Here is an 18,317-nt window from a genome sequence, read left to right as displayed (position 1 = left end):
GATTTCGGTCGAGTTGAATTCCCGGCGTCACCGGCCCGCAGCTCGCGCTTCCAGGGCGCGCAGCCGGCGGTAGAGCGTGCGCTCGCTGATGCCCAGTTCGGCGGCCAAGGCGGCGCGGCTGCCGCGGTGGCGGGCCAGCCGTTGTCGCAAGACCTCGAGTTCGAGCTCAGGCAACGGCAGGGTGTTGATCGTTGCCTCTGGACCAGCGGCGGCTCGATCCGCGTCCGCGTCCGCTGTGGCGGCCGGTAGGCGAGACGCGGCCGGGTGGATCGGCTGATTCACGGACAGTGCTTGCGCGACATGGCTCGCTTCGATCACGGAGCCGTCGCAGAGTAGGGCGGCACGCTCCAACAGGTTGCGCAGTTCGCGCACGTTACCGGGCCAGGGCTGGCTTTGCAGCAGGGTCAGCGCCGCGGGCGCGAGCTCGAGCTTGCGCTCGGGCGCCACCCGTTGCAGCAATGCGGGGGCCAGCAGCGCGATGTCCTCGAGGCGCTCGCGCAGCGGCGGCAGCCGGATCGGAAAGGTGCTGAGCCGGAAATACAGGTCTTCGCGAAAGCGCCCATCGGCGACCATGGCCGTGAGATCGCGGTGCGTCGCGGAGACGACGCGGATGTCGGCCCGGCGCAGTTCGGTGCTGCCCACGCGCCGGTAGGTGCCGGTCTCGAGCAGGCGCAGCAGCTTGACCTGCATCGACAGCGGTATGTCGCCCACTTCGTCGAGGAACAGCGTGCCGCCACTGGCCGCTTCGACCAGGCCGGCGCGGGCGGCATGCGCGCCGGTGAAGGCGCCCCGTTCGTGGCCGAACAGTTCGGACTCGAAGAGGGTTTCGGGCAAGCTCGAACAGTCCACCGCGACGAGTGGCCGCGCAGCGCGCGGACTCGCCTCGTGCACCGCGCGCGCGACGAGTTCCTTGCCGGTGCCCGATTCGCCCAGCAACAGCACGGTGGCCATCGACGGACCCACGCGCGCCACCAGCGCAAGCATGGCCGAAAACGCCGGCGAGCGGCCGATCAACTCGGGCCCGTTTGGAGACGCGGCGCGATAGCTTTGGCGCAGCGGCTCCATTTTTTCGGCGTAGAGCTGCAGCGTGCCGGCCGCGTCGCGCAGCGGGGTCAGTTCGATCTGGACGTAATCCTCGCCGCGCGGTGTGTGGTGCAGATGCAGCACCCGCTCCCGCTGCCCCGAGGCTCGTGCGCGCGCCAGTGGGCAGGTCTCGCCGTTTTGGTCGCAGGGCGTGGTGTAGCGGTGTGAAACCTCGTAACACTTGCGCCCGACCACGCTTTGTTCGGGACTGAACAGCATTCGATAAGCCGCGTTGGCGGCGAGGATGCGGTAGTCGCCGTCGAACAGGATGTAGGGCTCGCTCTGCTGATCAAGAAAGCTGGTGAGTTCGGCATAGGGCTTCATGGGCGGCGCAAGCGTGGAAGGGTTTGGCTGCCATTGTGGCAGTTTGGCAGTTTTTTGGCAGCCTTTGCGGCGGTTTGTCCCCAGGGCTGTCAGGGACAGGTCGGCTGCCCTTCCCAGGGAAAACCCTAGGCGAACGGTGGTCTGCTCGCTTCCGAGTCATTGGCATGAAGATTGCTTCGATGATTACGAAAGGTCCCCGTGCCATGAACCTCCAAGACCGAACCCTGGTGCGCAAGCTGGCCGTCGTGCTGGTGATCAAGCTGGCTGTGCTGGTGGCGCTGTGGTGGGTGTTCGTGCGCGAGTACCGCGTCGCGCCGCCAGAGGCCGGCGTGGCCACCCAGTTGCTCGGGCCGGGCAACAGCGAAGAAAAGGAGAAGTGACGTGATATCCGAACAACTGGTGGATCTGTCGCGGCTGCAATTTGCGGCGACAGCCCTCTACCACTTCCTGTTTGTGCCGCTGACGCTGGGCATGGTGTGGTTACTCGTCATCATGGAGAGCGTTTACGTGATGACCGGCAACGTCGTCTGGAAAGACATGACCCGCTTCTGGGGCAAGCTCTTTGGCATCAACTTTGCGCTGGGCGTGACCACCGGTATCACGCTCGAATTCCAGTTCGGCACCAACTGGGCCTACTACTCGCACTACGTGGGCGACATCTTCGGCGCGCCGCTGGCGATCGAAGGACTCATGGCCTTCTTTCTTGAGTCCACGATGATCGGCCTGTTCTTCTTCGGCTGGGATCGCCTCTCCAAGCCTAAGCACCTGCTGGTCACCATCCTCATGGCGCTGGGCACCAATCTTTCGGCGCTGTGGATTTTGATCGCCAACGGCTGGATGCAAAACCCGATGGGCGCCGAGTTCAGCTTCGACACCATGCGCATGGAGATGACGGACTTCTGGGCCGTGCTCTTCAACCCCGATGCGCAGGCGAAGTTCGTGCACACCGTCTCGGCCGGCTATGTCACCGGCGCGATGTTCGTGCTCTCGATCTCGAGTTACTACCTGCTCAGGGGCCGTGACGTCGAATTCGCCAAACGCAGCTTCCGCGTCGCTGCAGCCTTCGGGCTTGCATCGGTGCTCAGCGTCATCGTGCTCGGTGACGAATCGGGCTATACCGTCGGCGAAGCGCAGCAGACCAAGATGGCCGCGATCGAAGCCATGTGGGAGACCGAGCCCGCACCCGCGAGCTTCAACCTCGTCGCGGGCATCAACGAGCAGGCGCAGAAAAACGATTGGTCGATCGAAATTCCCTACGTCATGGGCTTGATCGGCACGCGCTCGGTCACCAAGACCATCCCGGGCATTGCGGAAATCAAGGCCAAGAACCGCGAGCGCATCGAAAGCGGCATCCACGCGGTGACCGCGCTCGAAGCCCTGCGCAAAGACCGCAACGACGCGGCTGCGCGCGCGCTGTTCGAGGCGCACAAAGCCGATCTGGGCTTCGGTCTCCTGCTGCGCAAATACGTCACCGACGTGCGCCAGGCGACACCCGAGATCATCCAGCGCGCCGTGGACGACACTGTCCCGCGCGTCACGCCCATGTTCTGGAGCTTCCGCATCATGGTCGGCCTGGGCTTCCTCATGCTCGCGCTCTTTGGTACTGCCTTCTGGTGCACGCTCAAGCTCGAGTGTGGCAAGCGACCCTGGCTGCTCAAGTGGGCGCTGGTGATGCTGCCCGCGCCCTGGATCGCCTGTGAACTTGGCTGGTTCGTCGCCGAATACGGCCGCCAGCCCTGGACCATCTATGGCGTGTTGCCCACGCATCTGTCGGTCTCGACGCTGAGCGTCACCAGCCTCTACGGCTCGCTCGCCGGCTTCGTGGGCTTCTACACCTTGCTGCTGATCGTCGAGATGTACCTGATGGTCAAGTTCGCCAAGATGGGACCGGGCAGCCTGGGCACCGGCCGCTACACGAACGAAGCCCACCACGGCGCGACGGCCGCCGCCTGAACCCCACGGGAGAACGACATGCTGGACTATCCAACCCTCAAAATCATCTGGTGGCTGCTCGTGGGCGTGCTGCTCGTGGGCTTCGCAATCATGGACGGCCACGACATGGGCGTGGGCACCTTGCTGCCCTTCGTCGGCAAGGGCGACACCGAGCGCCGCGTCGTCATCAACACCGTCGGGCCGCACTGGGACGGCAACCAGGTCTGGTTCATCACCGGCGGCGGCGCCATCTTCGCGGCCTGGCCGCTGGTGTACGCCACCGCGTTCAGCGGCTTTTACTGGGCCATGTTGGCGGTGCTCTGGGCGCTGTTCTTCCGGCCGGTGGGCTTTGACTACCGCAGCAAAATCCACAACGCCACCTGGCGCGCCACCTGGGATTGGGGCCTGTTCGTCGGCGGCTTCATTCCGCCGGTCATCTTCGGCGTGGCCTTTGGCAACCTGCTGCAAGGTGTGCCCTTCCAGTTCGACGAGTATCTGATTTCCACCTACACCGGCAGCTTCTGGGCTTTGCTCAACCCCTACGCCTTGCTTGCCGGCGTGGTCAGCAGTGCCATGATCACCCTGCAGGGCGCGACCTACCTCGCGCACCGCACCGAGGGCGCGATCCAGGCGCGCACCATCCGCGCCGGCACGATTGCGGGCATCGTCATGGTCGTGGCCTTCATTGCCGCGGGCTTCTGGCTGCAGAGCATTCCCGGCTATCGCATCAGCTCCGTGGTCGATCCGGCTGCTTTGCCCAACCCGATGAGCAAGACGGTGGTGCGCGAAGCCGGCGCCTGGATGGCCAACTACGGCCGCCAGCCGCTGCTCTGGCTGCTGCCGGCGCTGGGCGTCGTAGGGGCGCTGGCCGCGGTGGTGCTCATGCGCGCGCGGCGCACCCTCTCGGCCTTCGTGGCCTCGTCGCTGGCCATCGTGGGGGTCATCGGTACCGCGGGCGCGTCCATGTTCCCGTTCGTCATGCCGTCCTCGACGCAACTCGCGGCCAGCCTCACGGTGTGGGACAGCGTCTCGAGCCACCTGACGCTCGCCATCATGTTCTATGCCACCTTGATCTTCATGCCCATCATCATCCTCTACACGGGCTGGGCCTACCGCGTCATGCGCGGCAAGGTCACCGAGCAGCAGATTCGCGACAACGAGCATGTGGCCTATTGACAAAAGTCTAGGGTCGACGCTCACGGGCCACCCATCATCGGTGCCAGGGACGACGTCAGAGGAGACACGGGGCATGCAACACGCGAGAGTATCGATGCGGTTGGGCCGCTGGCTGCGTGGTGCCGCGCTGGGGGCTGCCGCGCTGGCCGCCGCGGTGGCCTGGGCGGGCAAGAGCACCGCGGACCACAGCCAGTTCAAGGAGCTCAAAGGGCCTTTTGCCAGCGGTGAGGAAGTCACCAAGGCCTGCCTGAGCTGCCACAACCAGGCCGCCAAACAGGTCATGGAGACCCGCCACTGGACCTGGGAATACACCAACCCCGACACCGGGCAGAAGCTGGGCAAGAAAACCATGCTCAACAGCTTCTGCATCGGCGACCGCTCCAACGAAGCCTTCTGCAACTCCTGCCACATCGGCTACGGATGGAAGGATGCGAGCTTCGACTTCCATGCCCAGCAGAAAGTCGATTGCCTGGTTTGCCACAACACGGGGGGCTACAAGAAGCCCGCCGGCCTGGCTGGCGAAGTGCCGACCACCCGCATGGAATACCCGCCCGGCTCGGGAAAGTACCTCGACCCGGTCGACCTGGCCAAGGTCGCGCAGTACGTCGGCAAGACCAGCGTGCAAACCTGTGGCACCTGCCACTACAACGGCGGCGGGGGCGACGGCGTCAAGCACGGCGACCTCGATTCGTCCTTGAACACGGCCGACCGCGAACTCGACGTGCACATGGCCAGCAAGGCCAAGGGTGGCGCTGGGTTTGCCTGCGCCACTTGCCACGAAGCCGACGGCCACAAGATCGCCGGCAGCCGCATTTCGGTTACCGCGTCCGACCCGCACGGCCCCCTGCTGCGTGGCGACACCGTACACGCCGGCCGCAATGCGGCCACCTGCCAAAGCTGCCACGGTGACAAGCCACACAAGGAAAGCCTGCTTTCCATCGAGCGGCTGAACAACCACACGAGCAAGCTCGCGTGCCAAGCTTGTCATGTGCCTGAGTTCGCCCGTGGAGGGGTTCCGACCAAGATGTTCTGGGACTGGTCCACCGCAGGCAAGCTCGACGCCCAGGGCAAGCCGATGTTGGTCAAGGACGAACACGGTCATGCCATCTATGACAGTCGCAAGGGCGACTTCAAGTACGGCGAGCATGTCGTTCCGGAGTATGTCTGGTTCAACGGCAAGGTTCGGTACACCTTGCAGCAAGACACGATCGACCCCACCCAAGTGGTCCAAATCAACCACTTCGAGGGGAGCCCAGAAGACCCCAAGGCGCGGATCTGGCCGGTGAAGCATTTCCGGGGCGCGCAGCCGTACGACAAGGTCACGAACAAACTGCTCGTGCCGCATACCGCAACCCCCGACGACACGGCCTTCTGGTTCAACTTTGATTGGCCCAAGGCGCTCAAGGCGGGGGCCGAAGCCACGGGCACCGAGTTTTCGGGTCAGTACGGTTTTGTCAAGACCGAGATGTTCTGGCCCATCACGCACATGGTCGCACCCGCCAAGAATGCGGTGGCCTGCGCGTCGTGCCACAGCGCGCCGGCGCAAAGCCGACTCGGTGACCTGCCGGGTGTGTACCTGCCGGCACGCGACCACCATCCCTGGATCGACCGTCTGGGCTGGCTGGCCGTCGCAGCCGTGGTGGCCGGCGTGCTGATTCATGGCGGCGCGCGCGTGGTCACGCACCTGCGCTCGGGACGTGCGCACTGAATATCAAAAAAAGGAGGCCGCATGAGCATCCAATCGACCGAACTGGAAACCGCCGGCCACAGCGCGGCCGCAACTGTCGCGCCCCAGTCCGGACGGATCTATATCTACAAGCGCTACGAACGTTTCTGGCACTGGTCGCAGGCGCTGCTGGTGCTGACCATGCTCTTGACGGGCTTTGAGGTCCACGGCAGTTACCAACTGCTTGGTTTCGAACCTGCGGTGCGGCTGCACACGCTGGCCGCCTGGGCGCTGCTGACGCTGTGGGCCTTCACCATCTTCTGGCAGTTCACCACCGGCGAATGGCGCCAGTACCTGCCCACGCACAAGAAGGTGCTGGCCATGGCGCAGTACTACGCCTGGGGCATGTTCCGCGGCGCACCGCACCCGTTCAAGAAAACGGTGCAAAAGAAGCACAACCCCTTGCAGCGGCTGGCCTACCTGGCCTTGCTGGCGATGATTTCGCCGCTGATCTGGGTCTCCGGCCTGATCTACCTGTTTCGCGCCTATTGGCCGCAACTCGGCCTGGACCGCTGGTTCTCACTGCAGACCATCGCTTGGGCGCACACGGCCGGCGCTTTCATGATGCTGGCCTTCGTCATCGTGCACGTCTACCTCACCACCACCGGCCACACGCTCACAGCCCACATCAAGGCCATGATCACCGGCTGGGAGGAAGACGAGGGTGCCCATGCCGAGCCGGCCAAGCCGGCGGGTTTGGCCTGACTTCCTCTGGCGCGCTCGCACCACAGCCCCTCAACGACCCTCTGAAAGGACACAACCATGTGGTATTTCGCCTGGATACTCGGCGTCGGCTTTGCCGTTCTGCTGGCCATTCTCAACGCGATGTGGGGCGAAAACGAGGAAGCCCGCAAGCGCCAAGAAGGGGGAGGCTCGTGAGCGCCGCACCTGCGCCCGGCCCCGCTCCAGCCCCCGCGCCGGAGGGGCCGGGCATGCACTGGCCCTGTCTCTTGGTGGGGCTCGCGATCATGGTCGGTGGCAGCATCTACCCGCTGATGTTCGCACGCATGCAAGACGGCAACGCCCGCGCCGACCACGGCTTGGCCATGCTGCTGTTTTGGGCCATGAGTGCGGGGATCGTGCGTGGCGTGGGCTTCATTCCGCGCGCGCGGATGTGGCGCTGGCTGTTTTCGGCCACCGCTTGCGCTCTTGCGCTCGCCTTGGCGGCCGCGCTGCGTTTTGGGGCTTGAGGTTATGTATTTCCGGATCTTGCGCGACGAAGCCTCGGGGGCGGTGAGTTACCTGCTGGCCGATCTCGATGCGCAGGAGTGCGTGCTGATCGATCCGCGCGTGCCGGATGTGCCGCTGCTCGCTGCGCTCATGGCTGAGCGAGGGCTGCGGCTGCGCTGGACGCTGCGCACGCATCAGCATGATGCCGATCCGCTGCAGACGCTGCAGGCTTTCGGTGCGCTGGGGGCACCGGTGGTGCAGGGCGACGCTGCCGAGGGGGCGGTGAACCCCGGTGACGGCGATGCGCTGTGTTTTGGCAGCGAATGCGTGCAGGTCTGGCGCACGCCCGGACACACGGCCGGCTGCCTGAGCTTTCTCTGGCGCGACCGGATGTTCTGCGGTGGATTGCTCGCCATCGACGCCTGTGCACAGCAGCCGCTGCCGGCCGAGCCCGAGGCGCTTTGGGACAGCGTGGTTCAACGGCTGTTTGCGCTGCCGGCTGAGACGCTGCTGTTTGCCGGGCATGTGCGGCAGGGACGGGTGGTGAGCACCGTGCTCGAGGAGCGCGCCGGCCACCCTTACTTCGCCGCGCGCACACGCGACGAATTTTTGGCTGCCGTCGCCGGCTTGCCGCGCACGGCTCGTCGCTCGCCCGAGCGCCGCCGTCCGACGGTCCGGGGCGAAGTGGTTTCGTGACTCCTTTGCCCCCGCGCCGGCCGGAGGGTTCGGCCGGGGTGGGGGCCTATTTTTCTCCAACCCAACCAACGAGGTCTCGATGAAGCAAGTTCACTTCCAGGAAAAATATCCCATCACCGTCGTCGACATCGCCAAGAGCGAATGCCGCTACCAAAGTGCCGAGGAGATCGCGGCCTATTTCCGCGACAGCATCGCCAACACCCCGCGTGTGCAGTACATCGCCACCTTCGACCACCTCGCGCATACCCGAGCGATCGGTGGCGAGGTCAACCCCGAGATTCGCGCCGCCGTCAACGTGGTTTTTTGCTTTGGCCACGCGCTGCCGAATCCGCAGGTGCTGGCCGTTCGGCCGCGCTCCATCGGCATTGCCGACATGGGCGACCATTTCGTCGTCAGCTTCATGGACGCGCCGATGAAGGTGGCCAACGATGCGATGCAGGCGTGGGCGCTGGCCTTGCGCAACCGATAAGCCTGCTGAGATCGAGTTGCTGACATGTGGACCATCCTCAACTGGCTTCAGAAGAATTTGATCTGGAGCATTCCTCTGGCGATGCTCGCAGGACTGGCTTTCGGGCAAGTCACCGACCCGGCGTTTTTGCGCGCGGCCATCCTGCCGCTGACCTTTCTGATGGTTTATCCGATGATGGTCACGATGAATGTGCGCGAATTGTTCAAACCCGGCGGCGCGCGTCTTCATGGCGTCGTCCAAGCCATCAACTTCATCGTCATGCCGGCCATCGGTTACGCGATGGGGGTGCTGTTCTATGCCGACGAGCCGATGATCCGGCTCGCGCTGCTGCTCACGGCGTTGCTGCCCACCTCGGGCATGACGATCTCCTGGACGGGTTTTGCCAAGGGCAATGTGCCTGCAGCGGTGAAGATGACGGTGGTCGGGCTGATTTTGGGTTCGCTGCTCGCGCCGCTGTACCTGAAGGTCTTGCTTGGCGCGGCGGTCGAGATTCCGGTGCTGCAGGTATTCATACAGATCGCCTTGATCGTGTTTCTGCCCTTGCTCTTGGGCAGCCTGACGCAGAACTGGCTGGTCGGCCGTTATGGCGAGTCGCGGTTTCACCAGCAGATCAAGCCCAAGTTTCCGCCGTTCTCGACGCTGGGCGTGCTGGGTATCGTGTTCGTGTCGATGGCGCTGAAGTCTCATGACATCTTTGCACACCCGACGCTGTTGCCGCGCCTGCTGGGCCCATTGCTGCTGCTCTATGCGATCAACTTCGGGATCAGCACGCTCGTGGCCAAAGCGCTGTTTCCGCGTGGAGACGCGATTGCGCTGGTCTACGGTACCGTCATGCGCAATCTTTCGATCGCATTGGCCATCGCCATGGGCGTGTTTGGCGCCCAGGGCGCGGATGCGGCTTTGCTGATCGCTCTGGCCTATATCGTGCAGGTTCAGGGCGCGGCCTGGTATGTCAAGCTCACGGATCGGCTGTTCGGTGCTGCGCCTGCGCCGGCCAAAGCAGCTTGAAGAGGAGAACACGCATGTCCGAAACCCAAGCCCTGACCCCCTATGAAGCGCTCGGCGGCGAAGCCGGCGTGCATCGGCTCGTCGACCGTTTTTATGAACTCATGGATGAACTGCCCGAGGCGTACGCCTCGCGCCGCATCCACCCCGACAGCCTGGCTGGGGCCAACCAGAGCCTGTTCGAGTTTCTCTCGGGCTGGTTCGGCGGGCCCAATCTCTACATCGAGAAGAAAGGCCATCCGCGGCTGCGGATGCGGCACCTGCCCTACACCATCGGCCCGCAGGAGCGCGATGCCTGGATGCTGTGCATGCGCCAGGCGATCGAGGAGCAGGTGGAAGACCCCGCGTTTCGGGCCTGGCTCATCGAGACCTTCGCCCAGATGGCCGACCACATGATCAACACCGACCCCGCGCAGGGCTGCTCCGCGCATGCGGGGGCGAGTGCCGCTGCTGCGGCGAAGAAAGGCGCGGTGAGCGCATGACCTCCTGGATACACACTCTGCGGCACGCGCTCCGGCTCGCGCTGGTGGCAGCGACCTTTTCCCTTGGCCTGCAGGCGTCCCCGGCCGCTGCGGTCGAGCCAGGGCAGCCCTTGCCGGCCTTGCAGATCAAGGACCAGCACGGCCAGGACTGGCACGTGAGCGCCGACACCCGGCTGGTGCTGTTCGCCAACGGGCGCAAGGCGTCGAACCTGATGCAGTCGGTGGTGGGTGCACAGCCCAAGGGCTTTCTGGAGTCGCGTAAGGCGGTGTACCTGGCCGACATGAGCCGCATGCCATCGTTCGTCACCCGCACCTTCGCGCTGCCGTCGCTGCGCGAGCAGCCGTTCACCGTGGGCGTGGTGCTCGATTCGGCGCTGCTGCAGGGCTGGCCTGCGCAGGAGGACGCGCTGATGCTGATCGAACTGACCAACGGCCGGGTCACGGCGCTGCGCCCGGTCAGCACCGAAGCCCAACTGCGCACGGCGCTCGGGTTGTGAAGCGCCTCGGGCGCCGGCCGGGCCGGCCGGCGTGTGGGCCGGTGAACGGGAGCCGCAGGTGAGCACTGGGTGGATCGCGGCGGCCTCCGCGCTCGCGCTGTTGGCGCTGGCGCGCTGGGTCTTGCGGCGTGGCCTGACGCCGGCGGCGGAGGTGCCGCAAGACGATCCGGGCGCCCGTGGGCTGCGGGGTGTGCAGACCGTCTGGCTCGACGCGCCGCGTGGCCGCAAGTTGTTCGCTTGGTTTGCGCCGGCGCAGGGTGTGTCGCGTGCGCCAGCCGTGGTGCTGATGCACGGCTGGGGTGGCCACGCCGGGCATTTGCTGCAGGCGGCGGTGGCCTTGCAGCGCGCGGGCTATGCGGTGCTGCTGCCCGAGGCGCGCAACCACGGCCGCAGCGACCGGGATGACCACAGCTCCTTGCCACGCTTTGCCGAGGATCTGGGCTGCGCGCTCGACTGGCTCAAGTGCCAACCCGAAGTTGACGCCGATCGGCTCGCGGCGCTCGGTCATTCGGTGGGGGCGGCAGCGGTGCTGCTGGCGGCGTCGCAGCGCGACGACCTGCGGGCGGTCGTGAGCGTGTCGTCGTTCGCACATCCCGAGCAGGTGATGCGTCGCTGGCTTGCCGCCCGTCGCATTCCCTATTGGCCGCTGGGTTGGCTGGTGAACCGATATGTGGAGTCGGTGATCGGCACGCGCTTTGCCCGTATAGCACCCGAAACCACCTTGCCGCAGGCGCGCTGTCCGGTCTTGCTGATCCACGGCCGCAGCGACCGCACCGTGCCGCTGGACGACGCGGAGCAACTCTTCGCGCGGCGGGGTACGGCCTCGGTGGAGCTGCTCATCGTCGAAGGTACGCACGAGCAATTCGACGACGAGCCGGCGCTGTTCGACACTGTGCGGGCTTTTCTGCACAAGCATCTGGCCAGCGCACCCCTCGCGGCTGCCCACGATGCCCGCGGCACCGCCCATCAGCCGCCGCCGCTGCCCGCTGCGTCCACGCCGGCCTTCGACCCATCCTCCCTCACTTTGCAATGACCGCCATGGACGCCTTTCAAGACCATTACCCCGACAACGTTGCGCACTGCTACGGCTGCGGCCGGCTCAATCCGCACGGGCATCAGATCAAGACCATCTGGGACGGCGACGAAACCGTCACCGTGTACCAGCCCGAGCCCTTCCACACCTCGGTGCCGGGCTTTGCCTATGGGGGGCTGATCGCATCGCTGATTGACTGCCACAGCACTGGCACGGCCGCCGCGGCGATGTACCGCCAGGAGGGGCGCGACATGGACAGTCTGCCGGCGTTTCGCTTCGTCACCGCATCGTTGCATGTGGATTTCCTCAAGCCTACGCCCATCGACGCGCCGGTCGAAATTCGCGGCCGGGTGCAGGAGATCAAGGGCCGCAAGGTGGTGGTCCGCACCGAGGTGCGCTCGGGCGGCGTGCTGACCGCGCGCGGCGAGGTGGTGGCGGTGCAGATGCCGGAGAACTTCGGGGCTTGAGAAGCTGTACAGCTTCTGAGCCTCGGCCCGCGCTGGCCGGTGCGGCCACGGGGTGGGTGGTGCGCGGGGGCCGCGTCAGCGCGCCCTGCCGCGCTCGCCTTCGCGCGATGCGGCCCCTGCCGGCTCGCCACCGGGCTGGTCGCGGTGTGGGAGCTCGTAGCCGTCGGCGACGTAGGCGGGCCCTTTCATCACGATGATGATTGCGCAGCCGATGGCGAGCGTGAGCACCAACGTCCAGTGCAAAACCACCAGCGAGATGGCGAAGAAGTCGATGCGGGTCATCAGTCGCAGCGTTGCTGCAGGCAGCGGATCGTCCGTCCACCACAAGCGTGCCGCCAGTGGGCCCAACGCCGGCAGCAGCGTGCCCAGCAGCAGAATCTTGGGCAGCTTCTTCCACAGCACCCACTCGAGGCCGTGAGGCGAGCGCTGAAAGCCTGGTAGTTTGTTGAGCCAGTTCATAGATGACTCCTCGATCTATGCATCATTGTGCGCCGCGACGCCGGTCTAGGCGCGCGCAGGGTCTTCCCCGCCTCTGGGCCCGGTCGCCGTGCCGTCGTGGACTCAATTTCAACCTAAATCCGGCAGTTGACCGCTACTCGCGAAAAGCAAGGTGTTGATGTTTCAACAAGTTTCGGTGCGGAGGCCGTTCACCGCTTGGGTGAGCGCTGCGCACCCGTTCGAGCCGCCCTCGGGCCCGGGGGCAGCGTTGCAAATCCTCGCCATGGCGCCCGCCATGGCTGTGGTTTGCGCCTTGCCCGCGTGCCCGATGACGGACCGCCCGGGCGCGCCCAACTGCCGGATTTAGGTTCAAGCGAACGCCACCGTGGAATGGTCGGATGTTGCTATCAAAAACAAAGCCCGCGTCAGCGGGCTTGGCGGGCTCGATGCAAAGCCTCAGGCCGATTCGCCGCGGCCCACGACTTGCACCGGATGCCACACGGCGGGCCTGACCAGCCCGCGGCGCATGAACCAAGTCCGAGCCAGCGCCAGCGCGGCGACCGCGAGCGCGTTGAGCCCGATGACCACCGCCGCGATGCCGTTGGCGGCGCGCAGCATCGAGGCAGCCTGGGCCGTCAGCGGCAGTGGGGCCAGCGTGTAGAGCAGGCTCAACACGGCCAGCGGCACGAAGGTGCCCAGCGTGGCCATCAGCACCAGTTGACGGCGGAAAGCCCGGGAAGCAGCTTCGGGCGAGACGGTGCAGGCGGGGGATGCGGCGGTGTTCATGATGGGCGGTGGGTGGAGCCAGAAACCGCGCGATTTTAGTGAAAACCCTAGGTCGTCCGTTTGATCTTGCTCAACCCGCGCCATTGCCGTCGATGACGCCACCCCCTAGGCAGACCTCGCCGTCGTAGAGCACCGCACTCTGGCCTGGTGTCACCGCCCATTGCGGCTCGTCGAAACTCAAAGAGAAGCGAGTGCCGGCTTCGTCGCTGGCTGCGTATGCACAAGCGCTGTCGGCCTGGCGGTAGCGGGTCTTGGCGGCGTAGCGGCCCGGGGCCGGTGGCTCGCCGGCACACCAACTCGCGTCGGCCGCGGTGAGCCGTTTAGAGAGCAGCCAGGGATGGTCATGTCCCTGCACCACGATGAGCGTGTTGCGCGCGAGGTCTTTGCGCGCGACGAACCAGGGCGCGTGTTCGCCGCCGCCGCGCGGCGCTCCGCGCGCCTTGATGCCGCCGATGCCCAAGCCTTGCCGCTGACCCAGGGTGTAGAAGGATAGACCCATGTGTTCGCCGATGGTGCGACCCTGGTCGTCCTCGATGGGGCCGGGCGCGCTCTGGATGTAGCGGTTGAGGAAGGCGCGGAAAGGCCGCTCGCCTATGAAGCAGATGCCGGTGCTGTCCTTCTTGCGCGCATTGGGCAGGCCGATTTCCGAGGCGATGCGCCGCACCTCGGTCTTGTGCAATTCCCCGACCGGAAACAGCGTTTTCGCCAGTTGCGCCTGGTTCAGGCGGTGCAGGAAGTAGCTTTGGTCCTTGTTGGGGTCGAGGCCCTTGAGCAGTTCATGGCGCCCCGTGGCGGGGTTGCGCCGCACGCGGGCGTAATGGCCGGTGGCGATTTTCTCCGCGCCCAGCCGCATGGCGTGGTCGAGGAAGGCTTTGAACTTGATCTCGGCGTTGCAGAGAATGTCCGGGTTGGGCGTGCGCCCGGCCTGGTATTCGCGCAGAAACTCGGCGAAGACCCGGTCTTTGTACTCGGCGGCGAAATTGACATGTTCGATCTCGATGCCCAGCACGTCAGCAACGCTGGCGGCGTCGAGCCAGTCCTGGCGGCTCGAGCAGTATTCGCTGTCGTCGTCATCCTCCCAGTTTTTCATGAAGATGCCGACGACCTCATGCCCTTGCTGCTTGAGCAGCCAGGCGCTGACGGCCGAATCCACGCCGCCCGAGAGGCCGACGACGACGCGATGCGTTTCGAGACGTTCGCTCATGGGAAAGACAACGACAAACCGAGCGGGGGCCCGCCCCGGCCCGGCCTAGGCGGGCAATGAGGGCCAGGCTGAACCCGCTCCCTCGAGGACGCGCGCCCTCTCGGCAGCTGATGCTTAGGGCAACGCTGAATCAGTCCCCGTGATGGCGCGCGCCCGGCCGCGGGATGGGATGCGAGGCGCAAATCGCAGCCACAGCCGAAGCTATGGCGAGGATTTGCTTTCGACGAGACCGCCCGCAGCCGGGATGCGCGACGCGCGAGGGACTTGTTCAGCGTTGCCTTAGTGCTCGTGACCTTCTGGGCCGTGCGCATGGCCATGTGCGAGTTCTTCCTCGCTGGCGGGGCGAACCTCGTTGACGGTGCAGGAGAACACCAGGTCCATGCCGGCCAGGGGATGGTTGGCGTCGAGCTCGGCATGGCCGGACTCGATGCGCGTCACCGTCAGCAGACGGGCGCCTTCGGGGCCTCGGGCTTCGAGCTGCGTACCGACCTGGACGCCTTCGGGCAGGCGCTCGAGCGGTTCCACGAAGACCAGATCCTCGTTGTGCGGGCCGAAGGCTTCTTCGGGCGCGAGCGTGACCTCGACTGCGTCGCCGACGGTTTTGCCTTCGAGCGCTGCTTCGAGCTTCGCAAACAGGCCGTTGTGGCCGTGCAGATAGCGCAGCGGCTGCGCACCGGGGTCGATGAGGTCGCCCTCGAGGTTGGTCACGCGGTAGCCGAGCGTGACGACGGCATTGGGGGCGATGTTCATCAGAGAGCCTTGGTTGAAGTGGAAAAACCCCAATTGTCGACGAGAACGGCCGGGTTGGGCAGCGACGGCCGCGCTAGGCGAAGCTGCGCGCGAAGAACGCCACGCTCATGACCGTACCGGTCATGATGACGACGCCCCGAACCCAGCGCGGGCTCAGCCAGCGCGCCAGGCGGGCGCCATGGTAGCCACCCAGGGTGGCGGCGGCCATCATCCAGAGCGCTTGCGGCCAGGCGATGGCGCCGGCCCAAGCGAAAGCCGCCACCGACAGGAGCGAGAGCAGAAATGAATTGAGGTTCTTGAGCGCATTGGCCACGGGCAGCCGCGATTCGCCGGCCAACGTGTAGAGCGCCATCAGGAGGATGCCCAAGCCTCCGTTGAAATAACCCCCGTAGACCGAGACCGCAAACAACGCGGGCGCGCGCCAGCGCACCAGCGGCGCATCGGCCGCCGGCGCTCCGACCCGGACCCAGCGCGGCCCAAGCGCAAACAGCAGCGTCGCAAACAACAGCAGCCACGGAACCAGCCCGGAGAAAACCCGCGCCGGCGTGACCAGCAACAGCATCGCGCCGAACCAGCCACCGAGCGCCGAAATCAGCATTTCCCGCCGCAGTTGCGGCCAGGGGACGAGGGCGAGTTCACGCCGTAAACCCAAGCTGCTGCCGAGGTAGCCCGGGCTGACCGCGACCGCACTGGTCGCGTTGGCCGAAATCGGCGAAATGCCCGCAAAGACCAACGCCGGAAAAGTCAAAAAGCTGCCGCCGCCCGCGATCGCGTTGAGCACCCCGGCGGCGTAGGCGGCCAGACCGAGCAGTGCCCAGATACCGGCGGTTTCGTTCATGGGGCCACAGCCCGCACGACGCTCGGGTCCGTGTAGATCAGCGAGAGGTCGAAGCGCTGGCCGGCGAGATGGTCCTCGATGCAGCGCAGCACGAGCGGACTGCGATGCCGCGGCGCGCTCGCGCGCACTTCCTCAGGGGTCATCCACAGCGTGCGTACGATGCCGTGATCCAGCGCGCGTGCGGTATCGTGCGCGCCCAGCCTGCCGCAGAAAGCGAGTCGCAGGTACGTGATGTCCTCGCCCGTGCTCGGGCGCTGAAAGCGCGACAGATACACGCCGAGCACTCCGGTCGGCTCGAAGGCGTAGCCGGTTTCCTCCAGCGCCTCGCGCGCGCAGGCTTCGATCGGCGACTCGCCCGGCTCGAGATGGCCCGCCGCATTGTTGAGCCGCAGCCCTTCGGGCGTGTGTTCCTCGACGAGCAAATAGCGGCCGTCGCGCTCGATGATCGCCGCCACCGTGACACTGGGTTTCCATCGGGTTTGAGTCATGCCTCGATTATCGGACGCGCGTGGCTTGCCGTTTTTCCGTTAAGCTCCCCCGCGTTGGGCGGTCGCCCGCGCTGCGGCGTGGGCAGAGGCTCGGCCCGACGAGAACACCCACACGAGGAGGAATCCCCATGTCATCCGAGGCTACCCCCCCGGCGGCCGCGCCTGCGGCGCAATGCATCGGCGTTCCGCGCGAGGTCTATCCCGGTGAGAAACGCGTGGCCACCGTGCCCGAAATCGTCGAGCGGCTGCGCAAGCTCGGCTTTTCCGTCTGCGTCGAATCGGGCGCGGGTGCCGCGGCGTCGTTCAGCGACGAGGCCTATCGCGCGGTCGGTGCCGAGATCGCCCCGGACGCAGCGGCGCTTTGGCAGCGTGCCGACATCGTCTTCAAGGTTCGTCCGCCCAGCGCCGAGGAAGTCGCGCGCATGCACGCCGGGCAGACGCTCATCGGCTTCATCTGGCCCGCGCAGCACCCCGAGCTGATGCAGCAGCTCGCCGCCCAAAAAGTCACGGTGCTGGCAATGGACTGCCTGCCGCGCACGCTGAGCCGCGCGCAGAAGATGGACGCGCTGACCTCGATGGCCGGCGTCAGCGGCTACCGCGCCGTGATCGAGGCCGCTTACGTCTTTGGCCGCTTTTTCAACGGCCAGATCACCGCTGCGGGCAAGGTTCCGCCGGCCAAGGTGTTCGTCGCCGGCGCCGGGGTGGCGGGCCTGGCGGCCATCGGCACGGCCGTGGGCTTGGGCGCGATCGTGCGCGCGAACGACACCCGCAGTGAGGTGGCCGATCAGGTCGTTTCGCTCGGGGGCGAATTCGTCAAGGTCGACTATGAGGAAGAAGGCTCGGGCGGCGGCGGTTACGCCAAGGTCATGAGCGAGGGCTTCCAGCAAGCGCAGCGTGAGATGTACGCCAAGCAGGCGCGCGAGGTCGACATCATCATCACCACAGCGCTGATTCCGGGCAAGCCTGCGCCCAAACTCATCACCGCCGAGATGGTGCAGACCATGAAGCCCGGCAGCGTGATCGTGGACATGGCAGCCGAGCAGGGGGGCAACTGTGAGCTGACCGTTCCCGGCGAGGCCGTGGTGCGCCACGGGGTGACCATCGTCGGCTACACCGATCTGCCGTCGCGTTTGGCCAAGCAGTCGAGCACCTTGTACGCCACGAACCTGCTGCGCCTGACCGAGGAGCTGTGCAAGACCAAGGACGGCGTCATCCACATCAACATGGAAGACGATGCCATCCGTGGCCTCACCGTCATCAAGGACGGCGAGATCACGTGGCCCGCGCCGCCCCCGAAGCTGCCCCCGGCTGCCGCCAAACCGGCCGTGGCGCCGGCCGCGGCGGCCAAGAAAGCCGCCGCCCACGGGGAGGTCTCAGGCCCGCTGCCGGCCACGCGCCTGGCAGTGCTGGCGGCGGTCGCGGCCGTGTTGTTCTGGCTGATCGGGCGCTACGCGCCGCCCGAGTTCCTGTCGCACTTCACGGTGTTCGTGCTCGCCTGCTTCGTGGGCTATATGGTGGTCTGGAACGTCAAGCCCGCGCTGCACACGCCGCTCATGAGCGTGACCAATGCCATCAGCAGCATCATCGTGATCGGCGCGCTCGTGCAAATCTCTCCGACCGGCGCGCCCGAGCGGCCCGACGACTGGATCCGGTGGCTGGCTGCGGCTGCGGTCGTGCTCACGGCCATCAACATGTTCGGCGGCTTCGCCGTGACCCAGCGCATGCTGGCGATGTTCCGCAAATAAGAGGAGAC

At 66.0% G+C, this 18,317-nt stretch carries 23 protein-coding genes; 16 read left to right on the top strand and 7 right to left on the bottom strand.

What is annotated here, in order from left to right; genetic code table 11:
* Window positions 1–27: 27 nt before the first annotated feature.
* Window positions 28–1,407: a sigma-54 interaction domain-containing protein gene (locus tag EDC62_RS12735; RefSeq protein ID WP_124224202.1), complete on the bottom strand. Its 1,380-nt coding sequence runs from the start codon at window positions 1,405–1,407 to the stop codon at window positions 28–30.
* A gap of 203 nt (window positions 1,408–1,610) precedes the next feature.
* On the opposite strand from EDC62_RS12735, the gene cydP reads away from it, so the two are divergent.
* The 14 genes from cydP (at window position 1,611) to EDC62_RS12670 (ending at window position 12,060) form a co-directional block, all read left to right on the top strand.
* Window positions 1,611–1,787 (top strand): cytochrome oxidase putative small subunit CydP, encoded by a 177-nt coding sequence (cydP, locus tag EDC62_RS13055; protein ID WP_170159078.1) that lies wholly within the window; start codon window positions 1,611–1,613, stop codon window positions 1,785–1,787.
* A 1-nt stretch (window position 1,788) separates the two neighbouring features.
* Window positions 1,789–3,360 (top strand): cytochrome ubiquinol oxidase subunit I, encoded by a 1,572-nt coding sequence (locus EDC62_RS12730; RefSeq protein WP_124224201.1) that lies wholly within the window; start codon window positions 1,789–1,791, stop codon window positions 3,358–3,360.
* An 18-nt stretch (window positions 3,361–3,378) separates the two neighbouring features.
* Window positions 3,379–4,515, top strand: a complete 1,137-nt coding sequence (cydB, locus tag EDC62_RS12725) for a cytochrome d ubiquinol oxidase subunit II (RefSeq protein WP_124224200.1) — start codon at window positions 3,379–3,381, stop codon at window positions 4,513–4,515.
* Window positions 4,516–4,588: 73 nt separating this feature from the next.
* The gene (locus EDC62_RS12720; protein WP_245968879.1) at window positions 4,589–6,223 is read left to right on the top strand and encodes a tetrathionate reductase family octaheme c-type cytochrome; all 1,635 of its coding nucleotides are present in this window, start codon (window positions 4,589–4,591) and stop codon (window positions 6,221–6,223) included.
* Window positions 6,224–6,244: 21 nt separating this feature from the next.
* A complete protein-coding gene (locus EDC62_RS12715) occupies window positions 6,245–6,946 on the top strand; it encodes a cytochrome b/b6 domain-containing protein (protein ID WP_124224199.1) in 702 nt (233 codons plus the stop codon).
* Between the two features lie 57 nt (window positions 6,947–7,003).
* The gene (gene cydX, locus EDC62_RS12710; RefSeq protein ID WP_124224198.1) at window positions 7,004–7,120 is read left to right on the top strand and encodes a cytochrome bd-I oxidase subunit CydX; all 117 of its coding nucleotides are present in this window, start codon (window positions 7,004–7,006) and stop codon (window positions 7,118–7,120) included.
* A gap of 53 nt (window positions 7,121–7,173) precedes the next feature.
* Window positions 7,174–7,431: a cyd operon YbgE family protein gene (locus EDC62_RS12705; RefSeq protein ID WP_124224197.1), complete on the top strand. Its 258-nt coding sequence runs from the start codon at window positions 7,174–7,176 to the stop codon at window positions 7,429–7,431.
* Between the two features lie 4 nt (window positions 7,432–7,435).
* The gene (locus EDC62_RS12700; RefSeq protein WP_211331016.1) at window positions 7,436–8,107 is read left to right on the top strand and encodes an MBL fold metallo-hydrolase; all 672 of its coding nucleotides are present in this window, start codon (window positions 7,436–7,438) and stop codon (window positions 8,105–8,107) included.
* Window positions 8,108–8,186: 79 nt separating this feature from the next.
* Window positions 8,187–8,576 carry a DUF6858 family protein gene (locus tag EDC62_RS12695; RefSeq protein WP_124224196.1) on the top strand — a complete coding sequence of 130 codons (390 nt, stop codon included), beginning with the start codon at window positions 8,187–8,189 and terminating at the stop codon, window positions 8,574–8,576.
* A 24-nt stretch (window positions 8,577–8,600) separates the two neighbouring features.
* Entirely contained in the window at window positions 8,601–9,584 is a 984-nt protein-coding gene (locus EDC62_RS12690; RefSeq protein WP_124224195.1) for an arsenic resistance protein, read from the top strand.
* A gap of 14 nt (window positions 9,585–9,598) precedes the next feature.
* Complete coding sequence (locus EDC62_RS12685) at window positions 9,599–10,063, top strand: group II truncated hemoglobin (protein WP_124224194.1); 465 nt, start codon at window positions 9,599–9,601, stop codon at window positions 10,061–10,063.
* Window positions 10,060–10,560, top strand: coding sequence for a hypothetical protein (locus tag EDC62_RS12680; RefSeq protein ID WP_124224193.1), 501 nt, complete (start codon window positions 10,060–10,062; stop codon window positions 10,558–10,560). The genes EDC62_RS12685 and EDC62_RS12680 overlap by 4 nt, the downstream gene beginning before the upstream one ends.
* 58 nt (window positions 10,561–10,618) lie before the next feature.
* Window positions 10,619–11,593 (top strand): alpha/beta hydrolase, encoded by a 975-nt coding sequence (locus EDC62_RS12675; RefSeq protein WP_124224192.1) that lies wholly within the window; start codon window positions 10,619–10,621, stop codon window positions 11,591–11,593.
* Between the two features lie 5 nt (window positions 11,594–11,598).
* Entirely contained in the window at window positions 11,599–12,060 is a 462-nt protein-coding gene (locus tag EDC62_RS12670) for a PaaI family thioesterase (protein WP_124224191.1), read from the top strand.
* A 75-nt stretch (window positions 12,061–12,135) separates the two neighbouring features.
* Here EDC62_RS12670 and EDC62_RS12665 read toward each other — a convergent pair whose 3' ends face one another.
* Window positions 12,136–12,519: a hypothetical protein gene (locus EDC62_RS12665; RefSeq protein ID WP_124224190.1), complete on the bottom strand. Its 384-nt coding sequence runs from the start codon at window positions 12,517–12,519 to the stop codon at window positions 12,136–12,138.
* 157 nt (window positions 12,520–12,676) lie between these two features.
* Here EDC62_RS12665 and EDC62_RS12660 point away from each other — a divergent pair, with 157 nt between their 5' ends.
* Complete coding sequence (locus EDC62_RS12660) at window positions 12,677–12,865, top strand: hypothetical protein (RefSeq protein ID WP_124224189.1); 189 nt, start codon at window positions 12,677–12,679, stop codon at window positions 12,863–12,865.
* An 89-nt stretch (window positions 12,866–12,954) separates the two neighbouring features.
* Here the strand turns inward: EDC62_RS12660 and EDC62_RS12655 are convergent, their stop codons facing one another.
* The 5 genes from EDC62_RS12655 to EDC62_RS12635 form a co-directional block, all read right to left on the bottom strand.
* On the bottom strand, window positions 12,955–13,284 hold the full coding sequence (locus EDC62_RS12655; RefSeq protein WP_124224188.1) for a hypothetical protein: 330 nt from the start codon (window positions 13,282–13,284) through the stop codon (window positions 12,955–12,957).
* Window positions 13,285–13,354: 70 nt separating this feature from the next.
* A complete protein-coding gene (mnmA, locus tag EDC62_RS12650; RefSeq protein WP_124224187.1) occupies window positions 13,355–14,488 on the bottom strand; it encodes a tRNA 2-thiouridine(34) synthase MnmA in 1,134 nt (377 codons plus the stop codon).
* Between the two features lie 279 nt (window positions 14,489–14,767).
* Window positions 14,768–15,238, bottom strand: coding sequence for an FKBP-type peptidyl-prolyl cis-trans isomerase (locus EDC62_RS12645; RefSeq protein WP_124224186.1), 471 nt, complete (start codon window positions 15,236–15,238; stop codon window positions 14,768–14,770).
* A gap of 73 nt (window positions 15,239–15,311) precedes the next feature.
* The gene (locus EDC62_RS12640; protein WP_211331015.1) at window positions 15,312–16,076 is read right to left on the bottom strand and encodes a sulfite exporter TauE/SafE family protein; all 765 of its coding nucleotides are present in this window, start codon (window positions 16,074–16,076) and stop codon (window positions 15,312–15,314) included.
* A complete protein-coding gene (locus tag EDC62_RS12635) occupies window positions 16,073–16,564 on the bottom strand; it encodes an NUDIX hydrolase (RefSeq protein ID WP_124224185.1) in 492 nt (163 codons plus the stop codon). Before EDC62_RS12635 ends, EDC62_RS12640 begins: the two co-directional genes overlap by 4 nt.
* Window positions 16,565–16,692: 128 nt before the next feature.
* Between EDC62_RS12635 and EDC62_RS12630 the strand changes: the two genes are divergently transcribed.
* Window positions 16,693–18,309, top strand: coding sequence for a Re/Si-specific NAD(P)(+) transhydrogenase subunit alpha (locus EDC62_RS12630; protein WP_124224184.1), 1,617 nt, complete (start codon window positions 16,693–16,695; stop codon window positions 18,307–18,309).
* Window positions 18,310–18,317 lie beyond the last annotated feature (8 nt).

It is taken from the genome of Tibeticola sediminis (assembly GCF_003843835.1).
In the GTDB taxonomy this organism is placed as follows: domain Bacteria; phylum Pseudomonadota; class Gammaproteobacteria; order Burkholderiales; family Burkholderiaceae_C; genus Tibeticola; species Tibeticola sediminis.
The sequence above is the reverse complement of the archived record's forward strand: the minus strand, read 5'-3'. Positions and strand labels throughout refer to the sequence as shown.